Source organism: Streptomyces sp. P3, assembly GCF_003032475.1.
GTDB lineage: Bacteria > Actinomycetota > Actinomycetes > Streptomycetales > Streptomycetaceae > Streptomyces.
In genome coordinates, this window is sequence record NZ_CP028369.1 from 9,823,199 (window position 1) to 9,845,687 (window position 22,489).

A 22,489-nucleotide genomic window follows, 5' to 3' on the forward strand; every position below is an offset into this window, starting at 1 on the left:
CAGACCAAGGTGCGCATGGTGCTTTCAGGGCACTTCTACCTCGCCCAGAAGCTCGACTTCGACAGCACCCGCCCGCCCCAGCTGACCCTGGGTTCCTCGGGCGGCCCGCTGGACAACGGTCCGATCGACAGCAACGTCGAGGTGCAGTCCATCGGCACACCGGCCGAGCAGGTCCACCAGTCGGTGACCGAGCTGCTGACCCCGGGAGGCCTGGGGATCTTCGGCTACGGAGACCTCCGCTACGACGGCACCACGTGGAACCTCACCTTCCGTGACCGCAACGGCGATCGCCTGGACGGCAGTTGCCGACTGAGCACGAGCACCGACCACCGCAACTTCGTTTGCTGAGACGCGGTCGGACAAGGGGATGGAGAACCGCGTCGGCGGCTTCCCCATCCGTAGCACCCTGCGCACCCTGCGCATCCGGCCCGCGGCCGTCTCGGCGGTTCACGCCGTGGTGCAAGCACCCGGGTGTCGAGGCCACCGCGCGGGAAGCCGACAGGCGCCGTGGGCGGGACGGTCCGCTGTTGCCGCCGCGCCCACGGCACCGGCCACCTCGAGCGGGTGCTGCCGGGGCGCCGAGGAGCCGGGTCGGCTTCGGCGCCCCGGCTCCTCGGGCCCGCGCAGGTGCTCCTCGGCTCCCGGGTCGCGCCACCGCGAGGTGGAGGACAGCCCTCGCGGTGCGCAGCGGGGTGCTGCCGACGGTCCGACGGAGTCCAAGTCCCTGATCGACCGGATCCTCCGCGAGGGCGCCCGGTGGGCGGGTGGATCAGCGCAGTCCGGCGAAGAGGTCGCTCTCGGGCGAGGCCGCGCCGGTGGTGTCCTGGACACGTACGAAGGTCTCGACACCCATCAACTCGGTGAACCTCTCCTTGCCCATCCTGAGGAAGAAGATGTTCTCGCCCTGGCTGGCGTGCGCGGCCAGCGCGTCGAACTTCTGGCCGCCGAACGCGGAGGTGTCCACCCAGGTGGTGATCTCCTCGTCGGGGAGCCCGATCTCGGCCATCGCCGCGGTCTCGGCGGGATCCGGATCCTGTCCGTCCGCTCCGAACTCGCGCATGGTCTCCCCGAACCGCTGCATCATGGAACGGGGCGCAGTCGTCCAGTACACCTTCGGTGTCGGCGCGGCCATCGCCAGCGCCGCCATCGTGATGCGGTTGGCCTGGATGTGGTCGGGGTGACCGTAGAAGCCGTTCTCGTCGTAGGTGACGACCACATCGGGCCGGTAGCGCCGCAGGAGTTCCGCGAGCCGGGCGGCGCCCTCCTCCACGGGCGTCTGCCAGAACGAACCGGGGGCGTCATTGGTCGGCCAGCCCATCATCCCGGAATCGGCGTAGTCCAGGGTCTCCAGGTGACTGATCTTCAGGACTTCGCAGCTCGCCTCGAGTTCCCTGCGCCGCATCACGGCGACGGCCGCCGGGTCGTGCCCGGGATCGCCCGGCTTGACACCCCCCGGTCCGTCACCGCAACCGCCGTCGGTACACGTCACGAGGACCGTGCGCATACCCTCCGCCGCGTACCGCGCCAGAACACCCCCGGTTCCGGTGGCCTCGTCGTCGGGGTGGGCGTGTACGGCCATGAGCGTCAAGGGCCGGTCAGTCATGAAACATCCTCCTGCGTGAGTAAGGCTTCGGTCTCGGAGTCTGCGGCGGCCGCCGGGCGTTCGCTTCACACCCACCACGCTTCTGCAGGCGGTCCGGCGCGAACTCGACACGGGTCCCCTCCGTGACCTGGACGGACGTGCGTCAGCGAGGTCCGGCCGTCCTGGCAAACCGCCCGAGGGCCGTGTCCATTCCCGCCGGCGCGAAGCTCACCGCCCCCGGGCACGCCAAAGCCGCGCGGCCTGTGCGCCGCCGTACGCTCCGCCGTCCCTGTCTCTCCGTGCCCGGCCTCGGCCAGGCGGGTTACGAGCGGATGAGGATGATCGAGTCCCCGCTGGGCGCGGGAGGCCAGGCAGTGAACCGTCGTGGGCTGTTCGACGCGGCCCGATGGGCCGAGTCCGGAGAGCGGACGACGGCGGCCGAGGCCCGGCCGGCGCGTGGACGGTCTGCGAGCGTTCCGAGGGGCGGGCGCCGCGACGAAGGACGGCCAGGTCCGGCCGGAGGTGCGCCGGGCGTACGAGATCATGGTCCCGGCGACGGCCGGGCCGGCGCTCCGCACGGTGCCTCTCACGGCGCTGGTCGCGGTGGTCTGACCGTTGAGATCGGGGGCAGGCCGTTCGGACGACACGTTCGGACGGCGAGCGACGACCTCGCCTCACCTCACCGCGGTGAGAGTCGCGTAGACCACGAGGTTGCCCTGGTACCCGGTGTGCTTGGAGTAGCCGCCGCCGCAGGTGATGACCCGTAGTTCGGCCCGCTCGGAGCTGCCGTACACCTTCTCGCTCGGGAAGCGCTTCTTGTCGTAGACCTCGAGGGCGTCGACGGTGAACACGGCCGTCCGCTGGTCCGCGCGGGTGATCTCGATGGTGTCGCCCCTGGCCAGGGCGCCGAGCTCGTAGAAGACGCCCGGGGCGCCGGTGGGCAGGTCCACGTGGCCCGCGGTGACGGCTGTCCCGGGGGATCCCGGTGCCGTGCCCTCGCTGTACCAGCCGACGCGGTGGGGACGGTCGGCGGGCGGGGGTTCGAGCGCCCCCGATGCGTCCAGGTGGAGCTTGCTGACAGGGGTGTTCACGTTGATGGCGGGGATCCGGAGCCAGAGCGGTTCCGAGGGCGGGAGCGGGGCGACGGCGGGGTCCGCCGAGGCGACGGCGGTGGCCGCCGGGGCAGCGGCGCGGGGGACTGTGGCGCGGGGCCGGAGGGAGAACGCCTGACCCGCTGACGGCTGGGGCGGCTGCTCGTCGTGTACCGCGCCGGCCACCAGCAGAGTCCCTGCGAAGAGTGTCCAGGCCAGGAGCCTGGCCGAAGGGACCGGCGAGGGAGTGGCAGAGCCGGCGGTACGCCTGGGAGCCATCGCGGTGGGTCCTCTGCTGGCATCGGGAGAGACGGGGCGAGGGGGGCGAGGGTGCCAGGGAGGCGACGGGCTCCGGCGCCCGGCGGCCCCGCGGACGAGGAGGGCTCCGGGAGCCGCCGGGACGATCGGGCCCGTGGGAAGCAGGCGGTCAGCCGCCGTTCGCGTTCGGGCGGCGACGCCTCCTCACCAGCGCACCGGCGGCGGCCGCGGCGACCAGCGCCGCGCCCAGAGCGAGCTGCGTGGCTTGCTGCCCGGTGTCTCCGAATCCGGCCTCGACGGCACCGTCGGGCCGACGTGTCGGGAGCTGGTAGGAGTCCGTGATCCTGATCCTCGGCGGGCACTTGACGGTGACGGTGTCCGTGCCGGGCGAAGCACTCTCCGGCACCGTGAACTCACCGGTGAGAACACCCTTGCTCTCGCCTGCGAACAGATGGAACGCCCCTGCCGTCTCGGACTCGCCCTTCCCGTAGGTCACGCCGGCACCACATGCTGTGGTGCTGACCGTGACCGTGAAGCCGTGGGCGGTCTGCCGCGGGCGGATGTCGAGACCTGAGTCACCGGCAGCAGCGGCGACCGGAACCTGAAGAGCCAGGAATCCGGCCATCATGCCGATGCCGATACCCACACGTGTAATGCCCACAAGAACCCCTCCAACGAAGCGGCGTCCGGTCAGTTGCACGGTGCCCGAAGAGCGCACCACACCACTGCCGAGACAACCGACGCTGTGTCACCTCCGCAACGTGACGGACCGACAGGAGCCTCGCCCGGACGGGCGTATCAATGCTACGAGGAGAGGCATTCGCGCAGGTCAGTAGCGCGAAAGCCGAAGTGGTGGGGGCACCGGCAGAGATCGGCGAACAGGCTAACGAAGTCGCACGGGAGCGTGCCCGCACCCGTGTTGCGGCGAACGGCCGGACGTCCGGACTGCGTGTGGACCACGGCGCGTCACCCGTGCCGGTGATCATCAAGGGGACGGGCCCGCAGTCACGTCCGGTGCCGCCATCCTGATGGCATGCGCCGCCCGCTCTTCCTCGCCGTCGTGTTGGCCTGCGTCCTGCTCACCGGAGGTTGCGTCTTCGTCCCTCCCGGCGGTCCGCCGCCCGTCCCGCGCAGGGACGCGACCGTCGCACGCGCGTCGTCCCCGCCGGCTTCGGCGACCCAGGCCCCTGCTCGTACCGCCCTCGTCGCCACCACCCCCGTCCGGAAGACGGCGAAGCGGCACGCGGAGAGCCATGCCCTGCAGCGGCGTTCCCCGGGCGCCACCGGCCGCGAGCGCTCCCACCGCATGCCGCAGGCCCGGCAGCCGCACAGAGCCGTGCCTTCCGCGCCGACCCGGCCCGTGGCACCGCGCACCCGTCATCGCGGCGCCGCCCCGAAGGCCCCCGGCCACCGGTCGACCCGGCCGCGTACCGCCCGGCCCTCCTCGGCCTACGACCTGCGCACCGTGTGCGGCTGGGCCCACCAGGTTCCCGCGCCCTCGGGCGCGGCTACCCTCTGTGACTCCCTCGTGCGCTGAACCGAGCCGGGCGGGCCCGGGCAAGCGGCCAGGGGACGACTTGGATTTTCCCCTGCGAGCCGCCGGCCGAGGACGGCGGTCGAACCCGGTTCCCGGGCGTGCCGCCGGTGTGACGGCGAGCGGTGACCGGCGAGCCGGGCCCCCCACGCGACCAGGCGTCCCGCGCCGGTATTCCTGTGCACGGCCGGTGCCGTCGCCGCACACCCGGGACCGCGCGGAATGGCTGCAAAACAGGGGCCGCGGGAGCGGACGAGGGTCGGCTGCCCGGTGTCCGCACGGGCCCGCACCGACGGTCGAACCGTGAGACAGTCGTAGGAGGCGCCGCGGCGGCGAAACGCGGGCGCGCCGGTCCGAGACGGCGGCCACCGCCCGGCACCGTACGCACACGGTGGGGCAGCGGAGGGATCCGTCATGACCGAGGCGAGTGAAGCGATCCGCGCGGACCAAGCGCTAAAGGCGAAACACCGGGCGATGTGGGCGCTGGGTGACTACCCTCTGGTGGCCACGGACGTGATCCCTGATCTGGGTCCGGAGCTCATACGGGGAACCGGCGTGCAGCCGGGTTCGCGCGTGCTCGACGTCGCGGCGGGTTCGGGGAACGCCGCCATCCCGGCCGCTCTCGCGGGAGCCGATGTGGTGGCCGTGGACCTGACACCGGAACTGCTGGAGGCCGGACGGCGGCTCGCCACCGAGCGCGACGTCCGGCTGGACTGGCGCGAGGGCGACGCGGAGGCGTTGCCCTTCGCAGACTCCGAATTCGACGCGGTGGTCTCCTGCGTCGGCGTCATGTTCGCCCCGCACCACCAGCAGGCGGCCGACGAACTGGTCCGCGTGTGCCGGCCGGGCGGCAGCATCGGCCTGGTCAACTGGACCCCGGAAGGGTTCATCGGGCAGATGTTCGCCGCCATGCGGCCGTACGCGCCCCCGCCTCCGCCCGGAGCCCAGCCGCCACCGCTGTGGGGCGACGAGGACCACGTGCGTTCTCTGCTCGGCGACCGCGTGAGTGCCTTCGACGCCCGCCGCCGGAGGCTGCGCGTCGACCGATTCGCCCGGGCCGAGGAGTTCCGGGAGTTCTTCAAGTCCTGCTACGGCCCGACGCTCGCGGTGTACCGGGCCATCGCCGACGACCCCGACAAGGTGGCCGCCCTCGACGCGGCGCTCACGGAACTGGCCGCCCGGCATCTCGCGAACGGGACGATGGAGTGGGAGTACCTGCTGGTCACGGCCGAGCGAACCACTCTCTGAGCAGGCGGTCGCGACGAGCGCCGCCGGGCCGCCGCGGGGCGTTCACGTGCGGGTGTGGCTACGGCTGTCGACGGACTTCGGGCGACCAGGAACCCGACGGTGACGCCCGTGTCGCGGGACGGGTTGTGCGTTCCGCACGACGGCCACGGTGAGGGCGGGACCGGTCGCGCGGCGGCAAGCCTCACGGGCCCCGGGAGGGCGGCGTCAGTGAACGCCCGTCGACAGTTGGAAGATCGTCATGGCGTGTGGTGCGCCAGGTAGACGGTCGCGGTCATCGCCGCCGTCACGGGACCGGCGCCGAACCGGTCCGTCATCTTCCGCGTGACCGAAGCCTCGACGGACCGTACGTCGTGACGGGCTTCCAGGGCGGCGCGGACCGGTGTGCCGGTGAGGAACCCGGTGGCCACGGAGGCGGCCGACACCGCGACGCCGTCCAGCGTGACTTCGTCGGCGCCGTCCAGGGCGAGTCCGGCGGCCGCGAGGTCCGAGGCGACCAGAGCCGGATCCGTGTAACCGTGGGGCACGTCTTCGAGGAACGCGGGCGCTCTGCCGGGCATGGCCTCCTCCAGGGCGTCCTGGAAGGCCGCCCCGAATCCGTGCGTGGCGAGCGGACCCCAGCTGTTGAACAGGAACCGCCCCTGGGGGGCCAGGACTCTGCGCACCTCCGCGTAGGCGGCTGGTCTGTCGGGAAAGAACATCACCCCGAACTGGCACACCACGAGGTCGAAACCGCCGTCCTCGAAGGGCAGTTCCTGGGCGTCCGCCTGGTGCCAGTCGGCCCGCGGCTCGCGTGCCGACCCGGCGGCCACCATCGCTTCGTTGAGGTCGCTGGCCACCACGGAGGCCGTGGGCACCGCGGTGATCAGGGCCGAGGTCAACACCCCGGTCCCTGCGGCGAGCTCCAGTACCGTCCGGGGCCGTAGCGCGGCCGCCCTGACTGCCAGGTCGGCCGCGAACGGGCGGTAGAAGACCGGCACGAGGTGGCGTTCGTAGGCCTCGGGCATGGATCGTGTCCATCGCCGGTTCGCGTCGTCTGCGTTCACTCGACAGACAGTAGCCCCGGGCCGGGCGCTGCGGCGGACGGCAGGCGGGGCTCTGCTCGCCCTGACCCGGACGGGCCTGACGGTGGAATGCCGACGTCGCGAGAGAGCGGGGTGCCCGGCGGGGCAGGGGCGACTGCGGCGGCCTCTGCCCCGCCAGCTCCGCTCACACGCGGTCGGCCGCGATCAGGACGTACTGGAAGGAGCCGTCCCGGTAGGACTCGATGAACGCCTCCTCGATTCCGGTGACCAGCGACGACGTGGCCCGCAGCTCCCAGTAGGGCAGTGTGTCCGGGGTGAGGTCGACGATGGTGTGCGGCACGAGCCGGTTGTCGGCCATGGCGCGCAGATACTCGCGCCGCGAGTGGATGTTGCACTCGAAGTGGGCGTTGATCTGGGAGACCCACTTCGACGGCTGGCCGTAGCGGGGGTTCCAGCAGCCGGTGATCGTGACGTACCGGCCGCCCACCTTCAGAAAGCGCGAGTGCTCGGCGAACAGGTCATGGAGATCGACGTACATGGTCGACTCGTTGTTCCACGAGGCCGTGATGCTGCCCTTGCCGAAGGGCGTGTCGAGCATGTTGCACACGCGGGAGCGGACGTGGTCGTCGATCCGCAGTTCCCGCGCGCGCCTGTTGCCGAAGTCGGCCTGGGCGGCGGACAGGGTGACGCCCTCGACCTTGCAGCCGAAGCGTCGGTGCGCCATGACCATCGACCCGCCGCGCCCGCAGCCGGCGTCGACGAGCGTGCCGTCGGGACCGACGGCGCCGACGTGGTCCATGAGGAACTCCGCCTGTGCCGACTCCAGCCGGTGCAGTTCCGCGATGAGCTTCTTCTCGTATTCACTGTGGGCCGGGTCGCCGAGCGCGGCGTGGTCCACGTCCCCGATGCCGTAGTGGTGGTGGTAGAGACCGTCCACGTCACCGAGGCGGAGGTTGACCGGGCGTGCCTCGTTGTTCCAGTAACGGGCGATGTCCTCCTGGTACGCGGTCGCCGGGCCCGGGATCTTCGCGGTGGCGGTCGCGGTGGTGGTGGAGGTCGTCTCAGTGGTCACAGAAAAGTCCGTTCTCTACCAGAAGTCGGGCAGGGTGTATCGGTAGGTGTTGGTGCGGTGCCAGTCGTGGTTGCCGTCGACCCAGGCGGCCACCCCCCTGAGGAAGCGCAGCACGGGCGGCAGGGGGCAGGTCGTCGCGAGGTCTGCCGCGGCGGCCTCGAAAGCGTGCTGGAGGTCGTTGTGGACCTCGACGGCCTTCAGGTAGGCGTCGCGCTCGGAGAGCTGCTCGTGTTCCGCGATCACCACCGGCAGGTTCAGGTGAAGGCCGGGGCTGTCGAGCTCCTTGGTGTACGAGTAGAGGTCGTTGACGATGGTGGTCGCGTTGCCGGCGAGGGCGATGACCCGCTGCATGTCCGGCCGCGCCTGCAGATCCGCGGGCAGTTCGTAGCCGCCGACGGTGTCGGTGATGGTGGGGCAGGGACGGAAGTTGTTGAACTGCCGCATCGCCAGGTACTCCCACACCTGCGGGACGTGGCCTGTCTGGGCCCACGCGGCCTCGGCGAGGTAGCCCAGGTGCAGCCGGGCCATGTCGTGGCGGTAGCGGTCGGCCTGTGAGGGTGTGGCCGCGCGGACGAAGTGGTCCATCGCGCTGCGGTACGCCCGGCGCGGGGCGTCCGAGAGGAGGGACTCCTTCCACGCGGAGGCGTACTCCGCGGTGGTGTGGACGTGGTCGAGCGCCGTGTGCGCGAGCAGGAGACGCCCGCCGAGACCGACGGGTGACCCACCGTGGTCCTCGCAGTAGCAGTCGTCCACCGCGTTCTCCGCGACCATGAGGCGCGCGGCGAGCATCAGGTGGTCGGCCGTCGGAGCGTCGGGGTGGCAGGCGACCATGTAGCGGCCGACGGAGAAACCGTCGAACTGTCCCTCCCACTCCTCGGGATAGAGCTGCACCTCGTCCTCGGCCCAGCGCTTGATCCGGCGGCTGACCTCCTCGACACGCGCGGGGTCGGGCTCCGGGACGGGGTGGTGGTAGAGACCGGGGACGGCTCGTCCCGCGGCGGGCGGAGCGGGTGTCGCGGAAGCCGGCTCCGGAAGCGGGGGTCTGTCCCGGGCGGACAGGGGGAGGGAGGTCGTGCCCGGTCCGGTGGGTCCGCGCAGGATGCCCTGGCGAGCGATCCCATGGTGGGAGATCTCCTTGAGGGCGGAGTCGGCCGCGGTCGTCTCGGGCGGGTGTCGTACAGGGGTGGCGGGCGTCGGAGGCGGTGGGGGGCCGGGGATCGTGACCGGCGGATGCAGTGCCGCCAGAAAGCCGGAGGCGATCGGCGGGGCCGGAGGGTGCGGGATCACCGGCGCGGGCGCATCCGGCACGGTTGTACGCGGCGTCGGCCGCTGCTCGGGCGGGGATGATCCGAGGGGCCCGGGGTCGGGCATCGTCGGCTCCTTGGTGCGGTGGGGCGGGCGGTCCGTCGTGCTCGGACATGTCAGGCACGGGCCTGCGGCGGATCAGGTGCTTCAGCGCGGCCTGGGGGCGATCTGCACGTTCTCCATCACGCCGAGGGCGTCGGGCAGGAGCACCGCGGCGGAGTAGTAGGTGCTGACGAGGTAGGAGGTGATCGCCTGTTCGTTGATGCCCATGAACCGCACGGAGAGCCCCGGTTCGTACTCGTCCAGCAGTCCTGTCTGCCGCAGACCGATGACGCCCTGGTTCTTCTCGCCGGTGCGCATCGCGATGATGGAGCTGGTCTGCTCCTTGCTGATCGGGATCTTGTTGCACGGCAGGATGGGGACCCCGCGCCATGCGGGGACGGACTGCCCACCGAGGTCGACGTGGTCGGGGTAGAGACCGCAGGCGTTGAACCCACGTCCGATGGCGGCGATCGTCCTGGGGTGGGCGAGGAACATTCTGGTGCCGCGCCGGCGGCAGAGCAGATCGTCCATGTCGTCAGGCGTCGGCGGGCCGAAACGGGGTTGGATGCGCTGCTTGAAGTCCGCGTTGTTCAGCAGCCCGAACTCGGGGTTGTTGATCAGCTCGTGTTCCTGTCGCTCCCGCAAGGCCTCGACGGTGAGCCTGAGTTGCTGCTCGCTCTGGTCCATCGGACCGTTGTAGAGGTCGGCGACCCGGGTGTGGATCCGCAGCACGGTCTGTGCGACGGAGAGCTCGTACTCGCGAGGCTTCGGTTCGTAGTCGACGAAGGTGCCCGGCAGTTCGGCCTCGCCGACGTGGCCCGCCGACAGGGCGATCTCCGCCTCGCCGTGTCTGTTCTGCCGTTGCCGCGCGCGGGAGCTGAACCTGTCTACGTGGTCGCGTAGCTGGGGTGCGCGGTTCAGGACGGCGGTGAAGTCGGCGTGGGAGAGGGTGAGGAGGGTGCCGGAGGTCTCGGCGGTGACGGTGCAGTCGTGACGGGCGTCGCGGTCCGACAGGGCGTTCTCGCCGAAGCGGTCGCCGTCCGCGAGTACCGCGAGGGAGTTCTCGCCGCCGTACTGCCCCTCGGAGGTCTGGATGAGCCGGCCGTGGGCGATCAGGTGGATCCGGTCCGCAGGGCTGCCGCGCTCGACGAGGACCTCGCCTGCGGTGAAGTCGCGCTGTGTGCAGCGCTCGGCGAGGGCGGTGAGCACGTCCGTGTCCTCGAAGCCGCGCAGAAGGGCCAGTTCGCCCAGCTCCCGGGGGATCACCCGGACCGTGGCGCCCTCCTGGAAGAACTCGATGCGCCCGTCGCCGAGGGTATGACGCAACCGCCGGTTGACCCGGTAGGCGCCGCCCTCGGCCTCGACCCAGGGCAGCATCCGCAGCAACCAGCGGGAGGTGATCTCCTGCATCTGCGGTGCGGACTTGGTGGTGGTGGTGAGGTTACGGGCGGCGGCGGTACTCAGGGACTGCTGCGTCGCGGCGGGTGTGGTGTGAGTCTCCGGGATGCTGTCGACGGACATCGGGGGCTTTCTCCTTGCACGGCAGGTCGTCCGGCGCACACGGGTGCGCCGGACGGGAGACAGGGAGGAGTGGGCAACGAGCTGGATGGATCACGGGTATCCGTCCACCTGCAGAAAGCTAGCCGCTGAACCGCCCGCATCCACCGGGGAGACGGGATGCTTACCTCGAAGCGGTGACAATCAGTTGAATGCGGTTTACCGGCCCGTCAAGTGTCATCGCCCGCGGGCGCAGAGCTGTCACGGCCGTCCTCCGGCGCAGCTGTCACGGCCGGTCTCCCGTGCAGGGCTGTCACGGCAACGTCATGTCAGCCGGGCGCGTCGGAGACAGGTGTCAGTCTCCTCGGACGCCCCCGCCCCCACCGTCCGCTTACCGGCGGCGCAACCCGGGGATCGGGGATCCTCACCGCGTGGGCCGGACCGGGAACGGCAGCGGCTCGGAAAGACGCGCGGCAGGCACACGAGGCACGCCGCGAGTTCGCCATCTCGGGCCGCGGACTCCCAGAGGAATCCGTCCGGGTCGGTGAAGGGCCCGGCGTCGCCGCTGGTGGCGAGCCGGACGACCCCGCACCCTCCGGCGGTTCGCCCGCGGCTTCGGCCAGGCCCCGGCGCCCGTACAGCGACGGCTTCACGGGGCTCGACGAGGCGTCGAACTCGACGCATCTCTGCCGAAGCTCTTCGCCACCTTGAGGTCGCGCGGGGCGGTCAGCGGGGCGGGACGGGGAAGAGCATGCAGCTGCTGGTGGCGTGGGCCAGCAGACGGTCCTCGGAGTCACGCAGCTCCGCCTGGGCGAGCGCGGTACGGCGGCCGCTGTGGAGGACGGTGCCGATGGCGCGGATCTTGCCGGTGTCGACGGTGACCGGGCGCAGGAACTTCAAGGTCAGGTCGAGTGAGGTGTAGCCCGTGCCCTGGGGCAGTACGGACTGGACGGCGCAGCCGGCCGCCGAGTCGAGGAGCGTGGCGAAGACGCCGCCGTGGACGCTGCCGATCGGGTTGTAGTGCTCCTCGCCCGGCACCAGCATGAAGACCGCGCGGCCGTGCTCGGCCTCCTCCAGGGTGAAGCCCAGGGCGGCGGCGACCGGGGGCGCGGGCAGCCGCCCGGCCAGGATCTCGCGGAGGAAGTCGAGGCCGCTGTGATCTCCGACGGCTCCGGCGGAGAGGGTGGGGTCCGACCACTCGTACGTACGTGACCTGAGCATTCCCACTCCCTGACGTGGCTGACTTCTGTAAGTGAAGTTAGCCGCGCACTCCTCTGGCTGTCAATCGCGAAGCCAGCCTACGATGGGTGGATGAGGTGGCTGGAGACGAGCGTCGAGAACTGCACGGTCCATCGCACGCTGGACCTGGTCGGCGAGAAGTGGTCGCTGTTGCTGATTCGGGACGCCATGAACGGCGTCCGGCGTTTCGACGACTTCCGGCGGCACGTCGGACTGTCCGAGGCCGTCCTGGCCGACCGGCTGCGCAAGCTGGTGGCGGCCGGGATCCTCGAGACCGTCGCCTACCGAGAACAGGGGAGTCGCACCCGGCACGAGTACCGGCTCACCCGTAAGGGCTGGGATCTGTGGCCCGCGATGATCGCCCTCAAACAGTGGGGCGACCAGTACACGGCGGACCCGGAAGGGCCGCCCCTGGAGGTTCACCATGCGGACTGCGGTGAGCCTGTGCGCACGGTGGTCGTCTGTGCGGAGGATCACGGGCCGTTGAATCCTCGGGAGGCCCGTACCCGCCTCGGCCCCTCGGCGCAGCCCCTCGGCTGACACGCCGGTCACCGCTCGCGAAGCCGGAGATGCCCATGCGTGGCCCCCGGCCGGAGCCGGCCCGGGGCCACGCATGGGTGGGGTCTCACTGGGCCGGCTTCATGCGGAAGCCGGGGCCGGGAACGCTTTCGATGTCTTCGGGACGGACGGGGTGGCCTTCTCCGCAGCGGATCTGGGCGTGGACGTGCGCGCCGCATCCACGGTGCCTTGTCTCGACGGCCGGGCCTTCCGGGTCGGCCCGGTAGCGGTCGCCCCACTGCAGGAGCCCCATGACGGCCGGTACCAGATCCATGCCCTTGGGCGTGATCACGTACTTGGGGCGGCTGCGCGCGCCGGGTTCCTTGTAGGTCTCGGTGGCCAGGACACCCTCTTCCACCAGCATGCGAAGCCGGGTGGCCAGGAGGTTGCGGGGGCAGCCGAGGACGTGCTCGAACTCGCTGAAGCGGGAAGAGCCGTACCAGACCTCGCGCAGGATCAGGATGGTCCACTTCTCGCCCACGATCTCCAGAGTCCGCGCGATCGAGCAGTTCGACGAGTCGCGGTCGAGGCGGGGGTCCGGACCGGTGTCTGCCGGTGCATCGTTCAGCGCATCCATGTGGTGATACTAGCCGCACATGAGTTTACTTTCATATACTCAGAGTCGGGCGTCGGGCCTGCAGTGCGAGTTCTTCTTCATGCAGGCCGGCGAATCGCAGCCGCGCGAGCCCGGAGCCCGTCGAGGGTGTCGCGGATTCCCTCGACGTTCCCGCCGGGTCGGCTCCGGCCCGACGCCGACCCGGGCGTCCTCGGCCCAGGACGCCCACGGGGTCATCCCGTGATCGTCGCGGGCTTCAGGGCCGCTCGCCCCCGGCGGGTGCGCATCCGCTGCGAAGCAGGCCCGGCGGATCCTGGCCGAGCCGCCCGGGAGAGACGCCCGCTGTCAGCCGGTCGGGCTGCCCGCGACCCACTCGCTCCACGGCACGTTCCAGTCGCTCAGGCCGTTGTCCGGGGCCGGCTTGGTCTTGTCCTCGGAGTTCTTGACGATCACGACGTCGCCGATCAATGAGTGGTCGAAGAACCACGCTGCGGGCAGCCTGCCGTTGCCGCCGCTTCTGACATCCTTCAGCCCGACGCAGCCGTGGCTGGTGTTGACCTTGCCGAAGACCGAGTCGGCGCCCCAGTAGTTGCCGTGGATGAACGTGCCCGAGTCGGTCAGGCGCATGGCGTGCGGTACGGCCTTGATGTCGTACGAGGGCTTGCCGTTCTTCTCCTTGAGGCCGACGCTCGCACCGTTCATGTGGATGTGCCTGAACTTCTCGGATATCACCATCCGGCCGTTGTACGTCGGGTGCTCGGCGCGGCCGGACGAGATCGGGATGGTTCTGATCGTCTTGCCGTCGCGGACGACGGTCATCTGCTTCGTCTTCGCGTCCACGGTGCTGATCTGGCTCCGGCCGATCGTGAACGTGACCGTCTTCTGGACGCCGTAGCGGGTGAGCGTGACGGTGACGGTGGAGCCGGGCTGCCAGTAGTTCTCGGGGCGGAAGTCGAGGCGGTGGTCGTTGAGCCAGTGGCCGACGACCTGCTGGCCACTGCTGGAGCCGACCTGGATGCCCGATTCCACGGCCGCCCTGTCGCTGACCGCCCTGTCGAAGGTGAAGGTCACCGGCATGCCCACGCCGACGGTCGACCCGTCCTCGGGGGAGAGGTGACCGATGAGATCGTTGGCCGGGGAGACCGTGGTGATCGTGGCGTTACCGCTGGCGGAGCTGCCCTTGGCGTCCTCGGCCTCTGCGGCGATCTGATACGCGGTGGCACGCTTCAGCTGGCCGTTCGGCTTCCAGGAGGCGCCGTCCGTGGACACGGTGCCCGGGACCTCGGTACCGGTGGCGACGGCGGTCATGGTGACCTTGGTGAGCTTGCCCTTGCTGACGGTGACACCGACCGGGTCGTTGACCCCGACGCCGTGGGCGCCCTGCCCGGGCGTGATCTCTATTCGGGCCTCGGAAGCTTCCGCGACGTCCTGCTGCTGTGCCCGCGTCGGTGATGGGGGCGGGGTGCCGGGGTCGTCGGTACTGGTGGCAGCGATGCTTGTACCGCCGAGGGCCGTGACCGCGAGTACGCCGCCAAGTACGCCGGTCGTAGCCACCAGTCCGGTGCGTCGTTTCCTCAGCATGATCAAACACTTCTCCCATGGCACTGTCTCTGCATCCCTGCGCTGATCACCGAAGAAGCGCAACCAGCCGTGAGACTACTTATAGCCATGTGTATGTCCATAAATGGGTAAATTGTGGCGAAGGCCACGCATCGCGGAGCCCTGCGCGGGCGTCGGACTCGACAATTGCGACGACATCGTGATCGGGAGCTGCCCGCGGTCGAGCCACGGCCTTGGACGTGGCGTGCGAACGCCCAGGTGGTGCGCCGCTGTCCGGATCCTCGACCTGTGCCGCGCCCTCGGCGGACCCGCGGGTGATCGCCGGTAGGCTGCGGTGGTGCGCACGGTCGAGGTATTGCTGGACGAGGCGGCGGATGTGGCCGTGCGGGAGGCGTGGCGGCGGCTCGCGGACGCGGGGCTGCCCAGCCAGGCGCGCCATCGCTCACCGACCAACAGTCCGCATCTCACGCTGGCTTCGTGCGGGGAGTTGACCACCCCGATCCGTTGGGAACTCGCCGAAGTGGCGGCTGCTCTGCCGCTGGCGGTGAGGTTCACCGGTGTGGTCCGTTTCGAGCGGCCCACCTCAGTGCTGGCCTGGGCCTTGGACCTCGACAGCGCACTGGCGGCCCTGCACCGTCGGGTGTGGGAGGCGGTCTCCTCGGACAGCCGGCCCGAAGCCCTCAACCCCTTCCACGAGCCAGGACGATGGAGCCCGCACGTCACGCTCGGAAGGACCCGGCGGGCCGGGGCCTTCGCCGACCGGCGGATCCCCGAACTGCTGCCGACGCCGCCGCTGTCGGTCCGGCTCACCACCTTGCGCAGCTACGACACCGAAACCGGCGCCCTGGAGGTACTGCGGCCGCGTTCCTGAGACGAGCCGCCGCACTCGACCGTCAGCGCGCCACGAGGCTCAGGGACAGTCGTACGTGAGGTCCGTGACGACCGTACGGTCGACGGGGGAGAGGAGATGCAGTTCGGCCCGGGCCGCGTAGTGGCTCCTGCCCTGGAAGGTCCACAGCAGGTGCAGGCGTGCCTGACGCTGGCCCCTGGCCACCACTTCCCGCAGGACACCCGAGGACGTCCCGTCGCTTCGGACCCAGCGGTACGTGAGCGTCCCCGGTCGGCCGTTGGTGGCCACGAGGCCGACGACGTCCGCGGTGTCGTTGCACGCCACCACCGCCGGCCGCGCCATGACCTGTACCGCGCCCGTTTCGAGGGACGGGCCGAGGCGCTGCCAGGCGAGGAATGCGATGACGCCGATCAGTACCAGCGCGGGCAGGGCATGCCTGCGCAGACGCCGCCGCGAGGGCGCGGGAGGAGCCGGCACCGAGGGCAGCGTCCGGTGGGTGCGCTCGGCGACGGCGGCGGTCACGCCCGGGCCGAAACGCAGCACGGTGCCTTCGACGCGGTCCGGTGCGAGCGGCGGCGTGACCTGCGACTGTGTGAGAAGCGGGGCGACGAGGGTGGTGTCCGCCCCGGCCGGCCGCTGGATCCAGTGACTGGCGAGCACGGTCGCGCTGTACTCGGCGTCGTCCGGGCCCGGTTCGGCGCTCGGAGCGCGCTCGGCGACGCCGCCGAGCACCTGGGTGGGCCCGGTCGTGTCGCCCAGCACCTGGGTGGGCTCGCTGTCTTCGGCAGAGACCGGCGTGCGGTCGGGGTGAGGGGTCATCGGATTTCACACTGCCTGGTCAGAAGTTGTTGCGAACCGCCGCCGTCGGCGGAGGCGGGTGTCGTGGTCGCCCCTACGGCCCAGTAACAGCCAGTGCCCCGAAAGGTGTGGTCGACCGCGAGGGTGTACTGGGTGGATCCGCTTCGCGTGAAGGACTGCGACGCGCCGTCCGGTGTGCCGAGCCCGCGGCCGCCGGCGCCCGTGTACCACGAGATGTCGACGGAGAACGGGCCGGTTCCGTCCGTCGTGACCGTGATGGTCGCGGTGGCGGTCGTCGGCCCTGTCTGCCGGAAACCCGTCACCGTGACGTCCTTCACGGCAGGAGCCGACGGAGGAGTCGGGGAGGCGCTCGTCGGCGTGGCTTCGGTGGTCGGACCGCTGGGGGTCGTCTCGTCGACCGGCGCGACGGTGGCGGACGCCGGGGGTTCGCCGGGGCCGGCCGTCACCGGGGCCGAGACCGAAGCCGAGGCCGACGGGCCGGGTGACGCGGTGGACGACACGGTGGAGGACGGGGTCGCGGAGGGGGCTGCCGAAGCGGTCGGAGCGGCGGACACCCCCGGCCCTGCGGAGGCCTGTGCACTGCTGGTGGCCAGGGCCTGCGCCGCCTGTTGCGTGGTCGGCTCCGGGGCGTGCTGCAGGTTGTAGGTCAGGAGGAGCCCCAGGATCACCGCTGCGGCGGAGACGAGCATTCCGGCCCGGCCGGGCAGCCACGCCCGCGCCGGGCCGTGGGCGGCGCCGCGGCCCAGGACCGTGAGAGCGGTGTCCGTCGTGGTGCTGGGCGGGGCGCTGCGGGCCGAGGGCAGGAGCAGCGGCACCAGTGCCACCAGCGCGGCGAGCCGGCCGCGTCCACGCTCTTCCCAGTCGGACCCGTAGGCGGCGCCCGCGGCCGCCTCCAGCTCGGCGACGAACGCCTCGGCGTGTGCGGGACGGTTCTGCGGGTCCTTGGCGAGGCCGCGCCGCACCAGTTCCCGCACCTCCTCGGGGGCCTCGTCGGCGGGGATCGGCCCATCGACGTGCTGCAGGGCGAGTTCGGCGAGATTGCCACCGGTGTACGGCCGGTGGCTGGTCAGACACTCGAAGAAGGTGGCCGTGGCCGCGTACACGTCGGCGGCGGGCGAGGCGGGAGCGCCGGTCCACTGCTCGGGGGCCATGTAGGAAGGGGTCCCGGCGGCGGCGGCGCTGGCGCCGACGTCCACGGCGATCCCGAAGTCGACGAGCCTGGATGATCCGTCCGGCACGACCAGGACGTTCTCGGGCTTGTAGTCGCGATGGACGACGCCGACGCGATGCGCGTCGGCCAGACCGAGCAGCGACCCCTTGAGGACCACGAGGGCGGCCTCGGGCTCGAGCGGCGCCGCCCGGGTCAGCAGGGTCCGCAACGACACGCCGTCGACCAGCTCCATCACGATGGCGGCGCCGTCCGGGCTCTCGACGTACTCGTACAGGTCGGCGACGTAAGGGCTCTCCAGGCCGCCGAGCAGCCGCGCCTCGGCTCGGAACCCCTGTACGAAGCCGGGCCTGGTACGCAGTGACTCGCTGAGATACTTGACCGCTACCGGAACGCCTGTCTCCTCGTGCACGGCCAGGACGACCCGCCCGCTCGCCCCTGCCCCCAGTTCCAGTGACTCGGTGTATCCGGGTACTGCCCATGTGTCCATTTCCATCCCCCCACGGCGGCCGTACGGCCCGACCTGCGCCCCTCCGAAGCAGCGAGCCACGCGTGAGGAGACACCGTTTCGGCCGCTGCGGTTGCGGTGCGGCGCTTCGGCCCTCGTACCCGGCCGGTCGCCGGAGCGCGCGGTGGGGAGCGTACTCGCCGGGCAAAGGGGCTCGGTAGTGCCGCGGCGTTTCCGGTGGGCGTGAGGTTCGCGGCGGGGGCGTGAGGCGGCTGCCGGTGCCACCGGCCCGTGCCAGGGAGGGCCGGGCCGGGACACCACGTGGACCGAGTGATCGGGTGGACCGCCTGCCGGGCGCGTCCGGGCGTCGATACCATCGCCTGGTCGCGGACGGAAAGCGAGTCGACGCCAGCATGACTGACGAAGTGAGATCCAAGCCCGTCGGCGCATTACCCGGCAGGGCGCGAGAAGTCGCGATCCTGCGCGGGGTGCTGGCGGGCGAAGACGGCGCGTGGTGCGTCGCGGTCACCGGCGAACCGGGGATCGGCAAGAGCCGGCTGCTGACGGAGCTGGGGAAGCTCGCGGACACCGAAGGATGGACGGTCCGCAGCGCCCGCGCGGCGGAGTTCGAGTCCCACATCCCGTTCGGTGTGTTCGTCAACGCGCTCGACGACCGGCTCGCCGAGCTGGGCCCCGAGCGTCTTGCCGCCCTCGGGGAGCAGCAGCTCGCCCTTCTGACGACCATGTTCCCGGCGCTCCCCGCCGCCGGTCCCGCCGACCTGGTCGACGCGGAGCGGTACCGGCTGCACCGGGCTGTTCGGGCGTTGCTGGAGCTGCTCGCCGAGCCGTTCGGGCTGGTGCTCGTCTTCGACGATCTGCACTGGGCGGACGAGGGCTCGGTCGAGCTGCTCGATCACCTTTTGCGCCACCCGCCCCAGGCACGGCTGGTCCTGGCGCTGGCTGGCCGGCCGCGGCAGACGTCGCTGCGGCTGTGGAACGCGCTGTCCCGCGCCGCGGCCGACGGGGTGGCCGAGCTGCTGGAACTCGCGCCGCTGAGCCAGGCCGATGCCGGGCACCTCATGCCGGACAGGCTGGGCCGTTCGCGGCGGGAAGAGCTCTACCGGGCCAGCGGCGGCAACCCGTTCTACCTGGAAGCCCTGGTGCGGGCCGGTGAACGGGGTATCGCGGTCGGTGATGCGGCGCTCCACCCCGACGGGGCGCTCCCGGTGGCGGTCCATGGAGTACTGGCCGCCGAGCTGGCCGCGCTGACGCCGCGAGAGCGGGTCGTCGCGCACGCCGCCGCACTGGTGGGGGACGACTTCGAGGCCGAGTCGCTCGCCGAGACGGCGGCGATGGACGTCGGGTCCGTCTTCGCCGCGCTCGACCGGCTCGCCGAGCGCGACCTGGTGCGGCTGGACGGCGCGACCGGCCGGTTCCGCTACCGGCATCCGCTGGTGCGCAGCATCGCCTACCAGGATGCCGGGCCCGGCTGGCGGCTTCAGGCACACGCGCGGGCCGCGTCGGCACTCCGGAGCAGGGGCGCGCCGCCGGCCGAGTTCGCCCGGCACGTGGAGCGATCCGCCGTCCGCGGTGACGTCGAGGCGGTCGCGGCACTCACCGAGGCGGCCGAGGCGACGATGGACACCACGCCGACGACCGCCGGGCACTTCCTGCGGGCGGCCATCCGGTTGCTTCCCGACGCGGAGTCGGCCACACCGCAGCGCCTGATCCTGCTCGGCCGGCTGGCACACGCACTCGGCGCCGCGGGCGACCTGCGGCGGGCCAGGGAAACCATGCACGAGGTGTTGCGGCTCCTGCCTGCCGAACTCACCCGGATCCGGGCGCAGACGGCGCGTGCCTGTGCGACGGTGGAGCAGATCCTCGGGCGCTACACCGAGGCCAGGGCGATGCTGCACCGCGAATGGAAACGCGTCGAAGGCGTCGACGCCCATTCGGCGGCCGTCCTGCTCGTCGCGTTCGTCGCCGGTGAAAGCGTCGAGCGCGAGCAAGGACAGGGCCGGGTGGCCGAGGCGATCGCCGCGGCGCGGGCAACGGGGGATCCGATGCTGCTGGCGACGGCGTTGGCGGCCGCGACGCTCATAGACCGGCGGGCGGACCGGCTGGACGAGGCGGCCGCACTCCTGGACGCGCTGCCCGACAGCGATCTCGTCCACGACATCGACGCGGCTTTCTGGCTGAGTTGGTCGGAGATCTCCGCCGACCGGCTCACGGCGGCGAGCCGGCACGTGAGCCGTGGCCTGCACCTGGCCCGGGCGAGCCGGCAGTCCCACAAGATCGCGTTGCTGATCGCGATTCGGGGGATGGTGCATGCCTACCTCGGTGAGCTGGCTGAGGCGACGACCTGCTTCGACGACTGCCTGGAGTCGGCCGAACTGACCGGCAGCGAGGAACTGCGCGTCATGGCGTTGACCTTCGGGTGCTGGATCACCACCTGGCGCGGCGACCTGCCCGAGGCGATTCGTTTGGGGGAGGAGGCCATCGTCGTCGACGACCGGACGACGGCCATGAGTTCCTGGCGCAGTGGGCAGGCCGAGGCGATGCTGGCGCAGGCGATGCTGCACTCGGGCGATCCGCACGCTTGCATCGAGCTGCTGCTCACCCGTGGCGGTGGGGCCGAGCTGCCCGCGGTGGGCCTGCGCACCAGGCCGTTGGTGTACCTGATGCTCACGGAGGCGGAAGCCGCGGCCGGCCGGGTTGCCGCGGCTTCCGCCTGGGCCGACCGGGCGGAGGAGGCGGCCGGTCGGCTGGAGCTTCCGCTGCGTACCGCCATGGCACAGCAGGCACGCGCGATCGCCACGCTGCCGACGGATCCGGCGGCAGCCGCACCGCTCGCCGTCACCGCTGCCGCCGGGTTCGGCCGCATCGGGGCGGCCGTGGAGGCCGGGCGAGCGCACTTGCTCGCCGCCACGGCGTTCGGCGCCTGCGGGGCGACCGACCAGGCCCGAGCACATCTCGGGCCCGCGCGCGCCTTGTTCACCCGGTCCGGTGCGCGACTGTTCCTGCCGCAGGTCGCACGGGAAGAGCGACGCATCAACGCGCGCGGCCCCCGGCCCGAAAGCGGCGTCGAGCGCTTCGACCTGACGGCCCGTGAGGTCGAGATCGTCAGACTGGTCTCGGACGGTCTGACCAACCGGGACGTCGGTCTCCGGCTGCATCTCAGTCCCAAGACCGTCGAGGTCCACCTGAGCCGGGTCTACACGAAGGTCGGCGTCTCCGGTCGTACGGCTCTGGCCGGTGCGTGGGCCGCCGTGGCGCGTGACTGACGACGCCGCGGCGGCCCGCACCGTCAGTTGCCGAGGTCGCGTACGTACAGGTTGTACCTCCGGTCGGTGCCGTCACCGCCCAGGTTCGTCGCGCTGGTCGTGAAAGCGACGTGGTGGCCGTCGGCCGAGATCGCGGGGCTTTCGCTGTAGCCGTCGCTCTGCGAGCCGTCACCGGCGACGCTGACCCTGGTCGTGGTGGCGGTCACCCGGTCGCGCACGAACACGTCCCAGCGCGAGTTGGTGTCTCCGGCGACCAGCTTGTCCTCGCCGGACACGAACGCGATGTAGCGGCCGTCGGCGGAGAGCGTCGTCCGCTCCTGGCCGGGGGTTCGGCTGTCGCTCAGGCCATCGGGGCCGAGGTTCACCTGTGTCGTCGTCCAGGTGACCCGGTCGTACAGGAAGATGTCGGTGTCGGTCGGCCCGCCCGTGTCACCGGTCACCAGATTGGACGCGGTGGATTCGAAGGCGACGTAGCGGCCGTCAGCCGAGATGGTCGCCGTGCGACTGGCGGAATTGCCTTCGGTGCCGTCGGGGCCGACGCTGATCCGGTCGGTGCGGCCGGTGAGCCGATCGTGCACGAACACGTCGTCCGCGTGGTTGTTGTCGGGGAACAGGGCCAGGTTCCTCGCCCCGGAGGAGAAGGCGACGTAGCGACCGTCCGCCGAGATCGACGGCACCTGGCTGATGTCGTCGCCCTGTCGGCCGTTGGAATCGACGCTGACCCTGGTCGTCTCGCCGGACTGCCGGTCACGCACGAAGACGTCGTGGATGTCATTGGTGTCACCGGCCACCAGGTTCGACGCGGGGGAGTCGAACGTGACGAACCGGCCGTCGGCGGAGATCGACGGATGGAAACTCTCACTGTCGCTCTGCGCGGCGTCCCTGCCGACGCTGACCCTGGTCGTCTCACCGGTCTGCAGATCGCGCACGAAGACGTCGCGGTAGCGGTTGGTGTCGCCGGCCACCAGGTTCGTCGCGAGGGACTCGAACGTGATGTAGCGGCCGTCGGCGGAGATCGACGGATTCCGGCTCGCGTTGTTGGCCTGGCTGCCCGCCGAGTCGACGCTGACCCTGGTGACGACGCCGGTCTGCCGGTCGCGCACGAAGACGTCGTCCGCTCGGTTGGTGTCGCCGGGCACCAGATCCCTTGCCAGCGAAGCGAAAGCCACGTAGCGGCCGTCGGCGGAGATCGACGGACCGCTGGCGGAGTTGCTGATCGGCGCCGTGCCCGCCGGCGCCGGTTCGTCATCCGTGGCATGCGCGACGCCGCCTGACAGCAGCGCCGCCACGATTCCCGAGGCGAGCCCTGCGGTGCGGATGGGGGAGAGACGTCTCATGAGTGTCCTTCTGTTCGGT

Annotated in this window: 20 protein-coding genes; 7 read left to right on the forward strand and 13 right to left on the reverse strand. The window is 71.2% G+C overall.

What is annotated here, in order from left to right:
* The first annotated feature begins 15 nt into the window (after window positions 1-15).
* Window positions 16-348: a hypothetical protein gene (locus tag C6376_RS43520; RefSeq protein ID WP_107448674.1), complete on the forward strand. Its 333-nt coding sequence runs from the start codon at window positions 16-18 to the stop codon at window positions 346-348.
* 421 nt (window positions 349-769) lie between these two features.
* Here the strand turns inward: C6376_RS43520 and C6376_RS43525 are convergent, their stop codons facing one another.
* On the reverse strand, window positions 770-1,603 hold the full coding sequence (locus C6376_RS43525; protein ID WP_107448675.1) for a PIG-L family deacetylase: 834 nt from the start codon (window positions 1,601-1,603) through the stop codon (window positions 770-772).
* 435 nt (window positions 1,604-2,038) lie between these two features.
* On the opposite strand from C6376_RS43525, the gene C6376_RS44330 reads away from it, so the two are divergent.
* A complete protein-coding gene (locus C6376_RS44330) occupies window positions 2,039-2,194 on the forward strand; it encodes a hypothetical protein (protein WP_159083470.1) in 156 nt (51 codons plus the stop codon).
* 62 nt (window positions 2,195-2,256) lie between these two features.
* Here C6376_RS44330 and C6376_RS43530 read toward each other — a convergent pair whose 3' ends face one another.
* Window positions 2,257-2,892 (reverse strand): class F sortase, encoded by a 636-nt coding sequence (locus C6376_RS43530; protein WP_107449525.1) that lies wholly within the window; start codon window positions 2,890-2,892, stop codon window positions 2,257-2,259.
* Window positions 2,893-3,100: 208 nt separating this feature from the next.
* The gene (locus C6376_RS43535; RefSeq protein ID WP_107448676.1) at window positions 3,101-3,592 is read right to left on the reverse strand and encodes a sortase; all 492 of its coding nucleotides are present in this window, start codon (window positions 3,590-3,592) and stop codon (window positions 3,101-3,103) included.
* A 372-nt stretch (window positions 3,593-3,964) separates the two neighbouring features.
* Between C6376_RS43535 and C6376_RS43540 the strand changes: the two genes are divergently transcribed.
* Together C6376_RS43540 and C6376_RS43545 are read left to right on the forward strand one after the other, a co-directional pair.
* Entirely contained in the window at window positions 3,965-4,468 is a 504-nt protein-coding gene (locus C6376_RS43540) for a hypothetical protein (RefSeq protein ID WP_107448677.1), read from the forward strand.
* A gap of 411 nt (window positions 4,469-4,879) precedes the next feature.
* Window positions 4,880-5,713 (forward strand): class I SAM-dependent methyltransferase, encoded by an 834-nt coding sequence (locus tag C6376_RS43545; protein WP_107448678.1) that lies wholly within the window; start codon window positions 4,880-4,882, stop codon window positions 5,711-5,713.
* A 236-nt stretch (window positions 5,714-5,949) separates the two neighbouring features.
* Here the strand turns inward: C6376_RS43545 and C6376_RS43550 are convergent, their stop codons facing one another.
* The 5 genes from C6376_RS43550 to C6376_RS43570 form a co-directional block, all read right to left on the reverse strand.
* The gene (locus C6376_RS43550; RefSeq protein ID WP_107448679.1) at window positions 5,950-6,717 is read right to left on the reverse strand and encodes a class I SAM-dependent methyltransferase; all 768 of its coding nucleotides are present in this window, start codon (window positions 6,715-6,717) and stop codon (window positions 5,950-5,952) included.
* 202 nt (window positions 6,718-6,919) lie between these two features.
* Entirely contained in the window at window positions 6,920-7,807 is an 888-nt protein-coding gene (locus C6376_RS43555; protein ID WP_107448680.1) for a geranyl diphosphate 2-C-methyltransferase, read from the reverse strand.
* A 15-nt stretch (window positions 7,808-7,822) separates the two neighbouring features.
* A complete protein-coding gene (locus C6376_RS43560) occupies window positions 7,823-9,178 on the reverse strand; it encodes a family 2 encapsulin nanocompartment cargo protein terpene cyclase (RefSeq protein ID WP_107448681.1) in 1,356 nt (451 codons plus the stop codon).
* An 81-nt stretch (window positions 9,179-9,259) separates the two neighbouring features.
* Window positions 9,260-10,675: a family 2B encapsulin nanocompartment shell protein gene (locus tag C6376_RS43565; protein ID WP_107448682.1), complete on the reverse strand. Its 1,416-nt coding sequence runs from the start codon at window positions 10,673-10,675 to the stop codon at window positions 9,260-9,262.
* Between the two features lie 702 nt (window positions 10,676-11,377).
* Window positions 11,378-11,872: a PaaI family thioesterase gene (locus C6376_RS43570; RefSeq protein ID WP_107448683.1), complete on the reverse strand. Its 495-nt coding sequence runs from the start codon at window positions 11,870-11,872 to the stop codon at window positions 11,378-11,380.
* A gap of 90 nt (window positions 11,873-11,962) precedes the next feature.
* Here C6376_RS43570 and C6376_RS43575 point away from each other — a divergent pair, with 90 nt between their 5' ends.
* Window positions 11,963-12,430, forward strand: coding sequence for a helix-turn-helix domain-containing protein (locus C6376_RS43575; RefSeq protein ID WP_107448684.1), 468 nt, complete (start codon window positions 11,963-11,965; stop codon window positions 12,428-12,430).
* 85 nt (window positions 12,431-12,515) lie between these two features.
* On the opposite strand, the gene C6376_RS43580 is transcribed toward C6376_RS43575, so the two are convergent.
* A complete protein-coding gene (locus C6376_RS43580; protein ID WP_107448685.1) occupies window positions 12,516-13,025 on the reverse strand; it encodes a helix-turn-helix domain-containing protein in 510 nt (169 codons plus the stop codon).
* Between the two features lie 324 nt (window positions 13,026-13,349).
* Complete coding sequence (locus tag C6376_RS43585) at window positions 13,350-14,585, reverse strand: Ig-like domain-containing protein (RefSeq protein ID WP_173985846.1); 1,236 nt, start codon at window positions 14,583-14,585, stop codon at window positions 13,350-13,352.
* A gap of 316 nt (window positions 14,586-14,901) precedes the next feature.
* Between C6376_RS43585 and C6376_RS43590 the strand changes: the two genes are divergently transcribed.
* Entirely contained in the window at window positions 14,902-15,435 is a 534-nt protein-coding gene (locus tag C6376_RS43590) for a 2'-5' RNA ligase family protein (protein WP_107449526.1), read from the forward strand.
* A 39-nt stretch (window positions 15,436-15,474) separates the two neighbouring features.
* On the opposite strand, the gene C6376_RS43595 is transcribed toward C6376_RS43590, so the two are convergent.
* Complete coding sequence (locus C6376_RS43595; protein ID WP_107448687.1) at window positions 15,475-16,233, reverse strand: hypothetical protein; 759 nt, start codon at window positions 16,231-16,233, stop codon at window positions 15,475-15,477.
* The gene (locus C6376_RS43600; protein ID WP_107448688.1) at window positions 16,230-17,891 is read right to left on the reverse strand and encodes a serine/threonine-protein kinase; all 1,662 of its coding nucleotides are present in this window, start codon (window positions 17,889-17,891) and stop codon (window positions 16,230-16,232) included. The genes C6376_RS43595 and C6376_RS43600 overlap by 4 nt, the downstream gene beginning before the upstream one ends.
* Before the next feature lie 371 nt (window positions 17,892-18,262).
* On the opposite strand from C6376_RS43600, the gene C6376_RS43605 reads away from it, so the two are divergent.
* Window positions 18,263-21,133, forward strand: a complete 2,871-nt coding sequence (locus C6376_RS43605; protein ID WP_159083471.1) for an AAA family ATPase — start codon at window positions 18,263-18,265, stop codon at window positions 21,131-21,133.
* Window positions 21,134-21,156: 23 nt separating this feature from the next.
* Here the strand turns inward: C6376_RS43605 and C6376_RS43610 are convergent, their stop codons facing one another.
* On the reverse strand, window positions 21,157-22,470 hold the full coding sequence (locus C6376_RS43610; protein WP_107448690.1) for a PD40 domain-containing protein: 1,314 nt from the start codon (window positions 22,468-22,470) through the stop codon (window positions 21,157-21,159).
* Window positions 22,471-22,489 lie beyond the last annotated feature (19 nt).

Excerpts from the sequence above, each read along its gene's own strand:
- C6376_RS43560 (WP_107448681.1), bottom strand. The coding sequence starts at position 9,178 with ATGCCCGACCCCGGGCCCCTCGGATCATCCCCGCCCGAGCAGCGGCCG.
- C6376_RS43610 (WP_107448690.1), bottom strand. The coding sequence starts at position 22,470 with ATGAGACGTCTCTCCCCCATCCGCACCGCAGGGCTCGCCTCGGGAATC.
- C6376_RS43580 (WP_107448685.1), bottom strand. The coding sequence starts at position 13,025 with ATGGATGCGCTGAACGATGCACCGGCAGACACCGGTCCGGACCCCCGC.
- C6376_RS43540 (WP_107448677.1), top strand. The coding sequence starts at position 3,965 with ATGCGCCGCCCGCTCTTCCTCGCCGTCGTGTTGGCCTGCGTCCTGCTC.
- C6376_RS43550 (WP_107448679.1), bottom strand. The coding sequence starts at position 6,717 with ATGCCCGAGGCCTACGAACGCCACCTCGTGCCGGTCTTCTACCGCCCG.
- C6376_RS43585 (WP_173985846.1), bottom strand. The coding sequence starts at position 14,585 with ATGCTGAGGAAACGACGCACCGGACTGGTGGCTACGACCGGCGTACTT.
- C6376_RS43520 (WP_107448674.1), top strand. The coding sequence starts at position 16 with ATGGTGCTTTCAGGGCACTTCTACCTCGCCCAGAAGCTCGACTTCGAC.
- C6376_RS43570 (WP_107448683.1), bottom strand. The coding sequence starts at position 11,872 with ATGCTCAGGTCACGTACGTACGAGTGGTCGGACCCCACCCTCTCCGCC.
- C6376_RS43575 (WP_107448684.1), top strand. The coding sequence starts at position 11,963 with ATGAGGTGGCTGGAGACGAGCGTCGAGAACTGCACGGTCCATCGCACG.
- C6376_RS43595 (WP_107448687.1), bottom strand. The coding sequence starts at position 16,233 with ATGACCCCTCACCCCGACCGCACGCCGGTCTCTGCCGAAGACAGCGAG.
- C6376_RS43605 (WP_159083471.1), top strand. The coding sequence starts at position 18,263 with ATGACTGACGAAGTGAGATCCAAGCCCGTCGGCGCATTACCCGGCAGG.
- C6376_RS43525 (WP_107448675.1), bottom strand. The coding sequence starts at position 1,603 with ATGACTGACCGGCCCTTGACGCTCATGGCCGTACACGCCCACCCCGAC.
- C6376_RS43600 (WP_107448688.1), bottom strand. The coding sequence starts at position 17,891 with ATGGACACATGGGCAGTACCCGGATACACCGAGTCACTGGAACTGGGG.
- C6376_RS43565 (WP_107448682.1), bottom strand. The coding sequence starts at position 10,675 with ATGTCCGTCGACAGCATCCCGGAGACTCACACCACACCCGCCGCGACG.
- C6376_RS43545 (WP_107448678.1), top strand. The coding sequence starts at position 4,880 with ATGACCGAGGCGAGTGAAGCGATCCGCGCGGACCAAGCGCTAAAGGCG.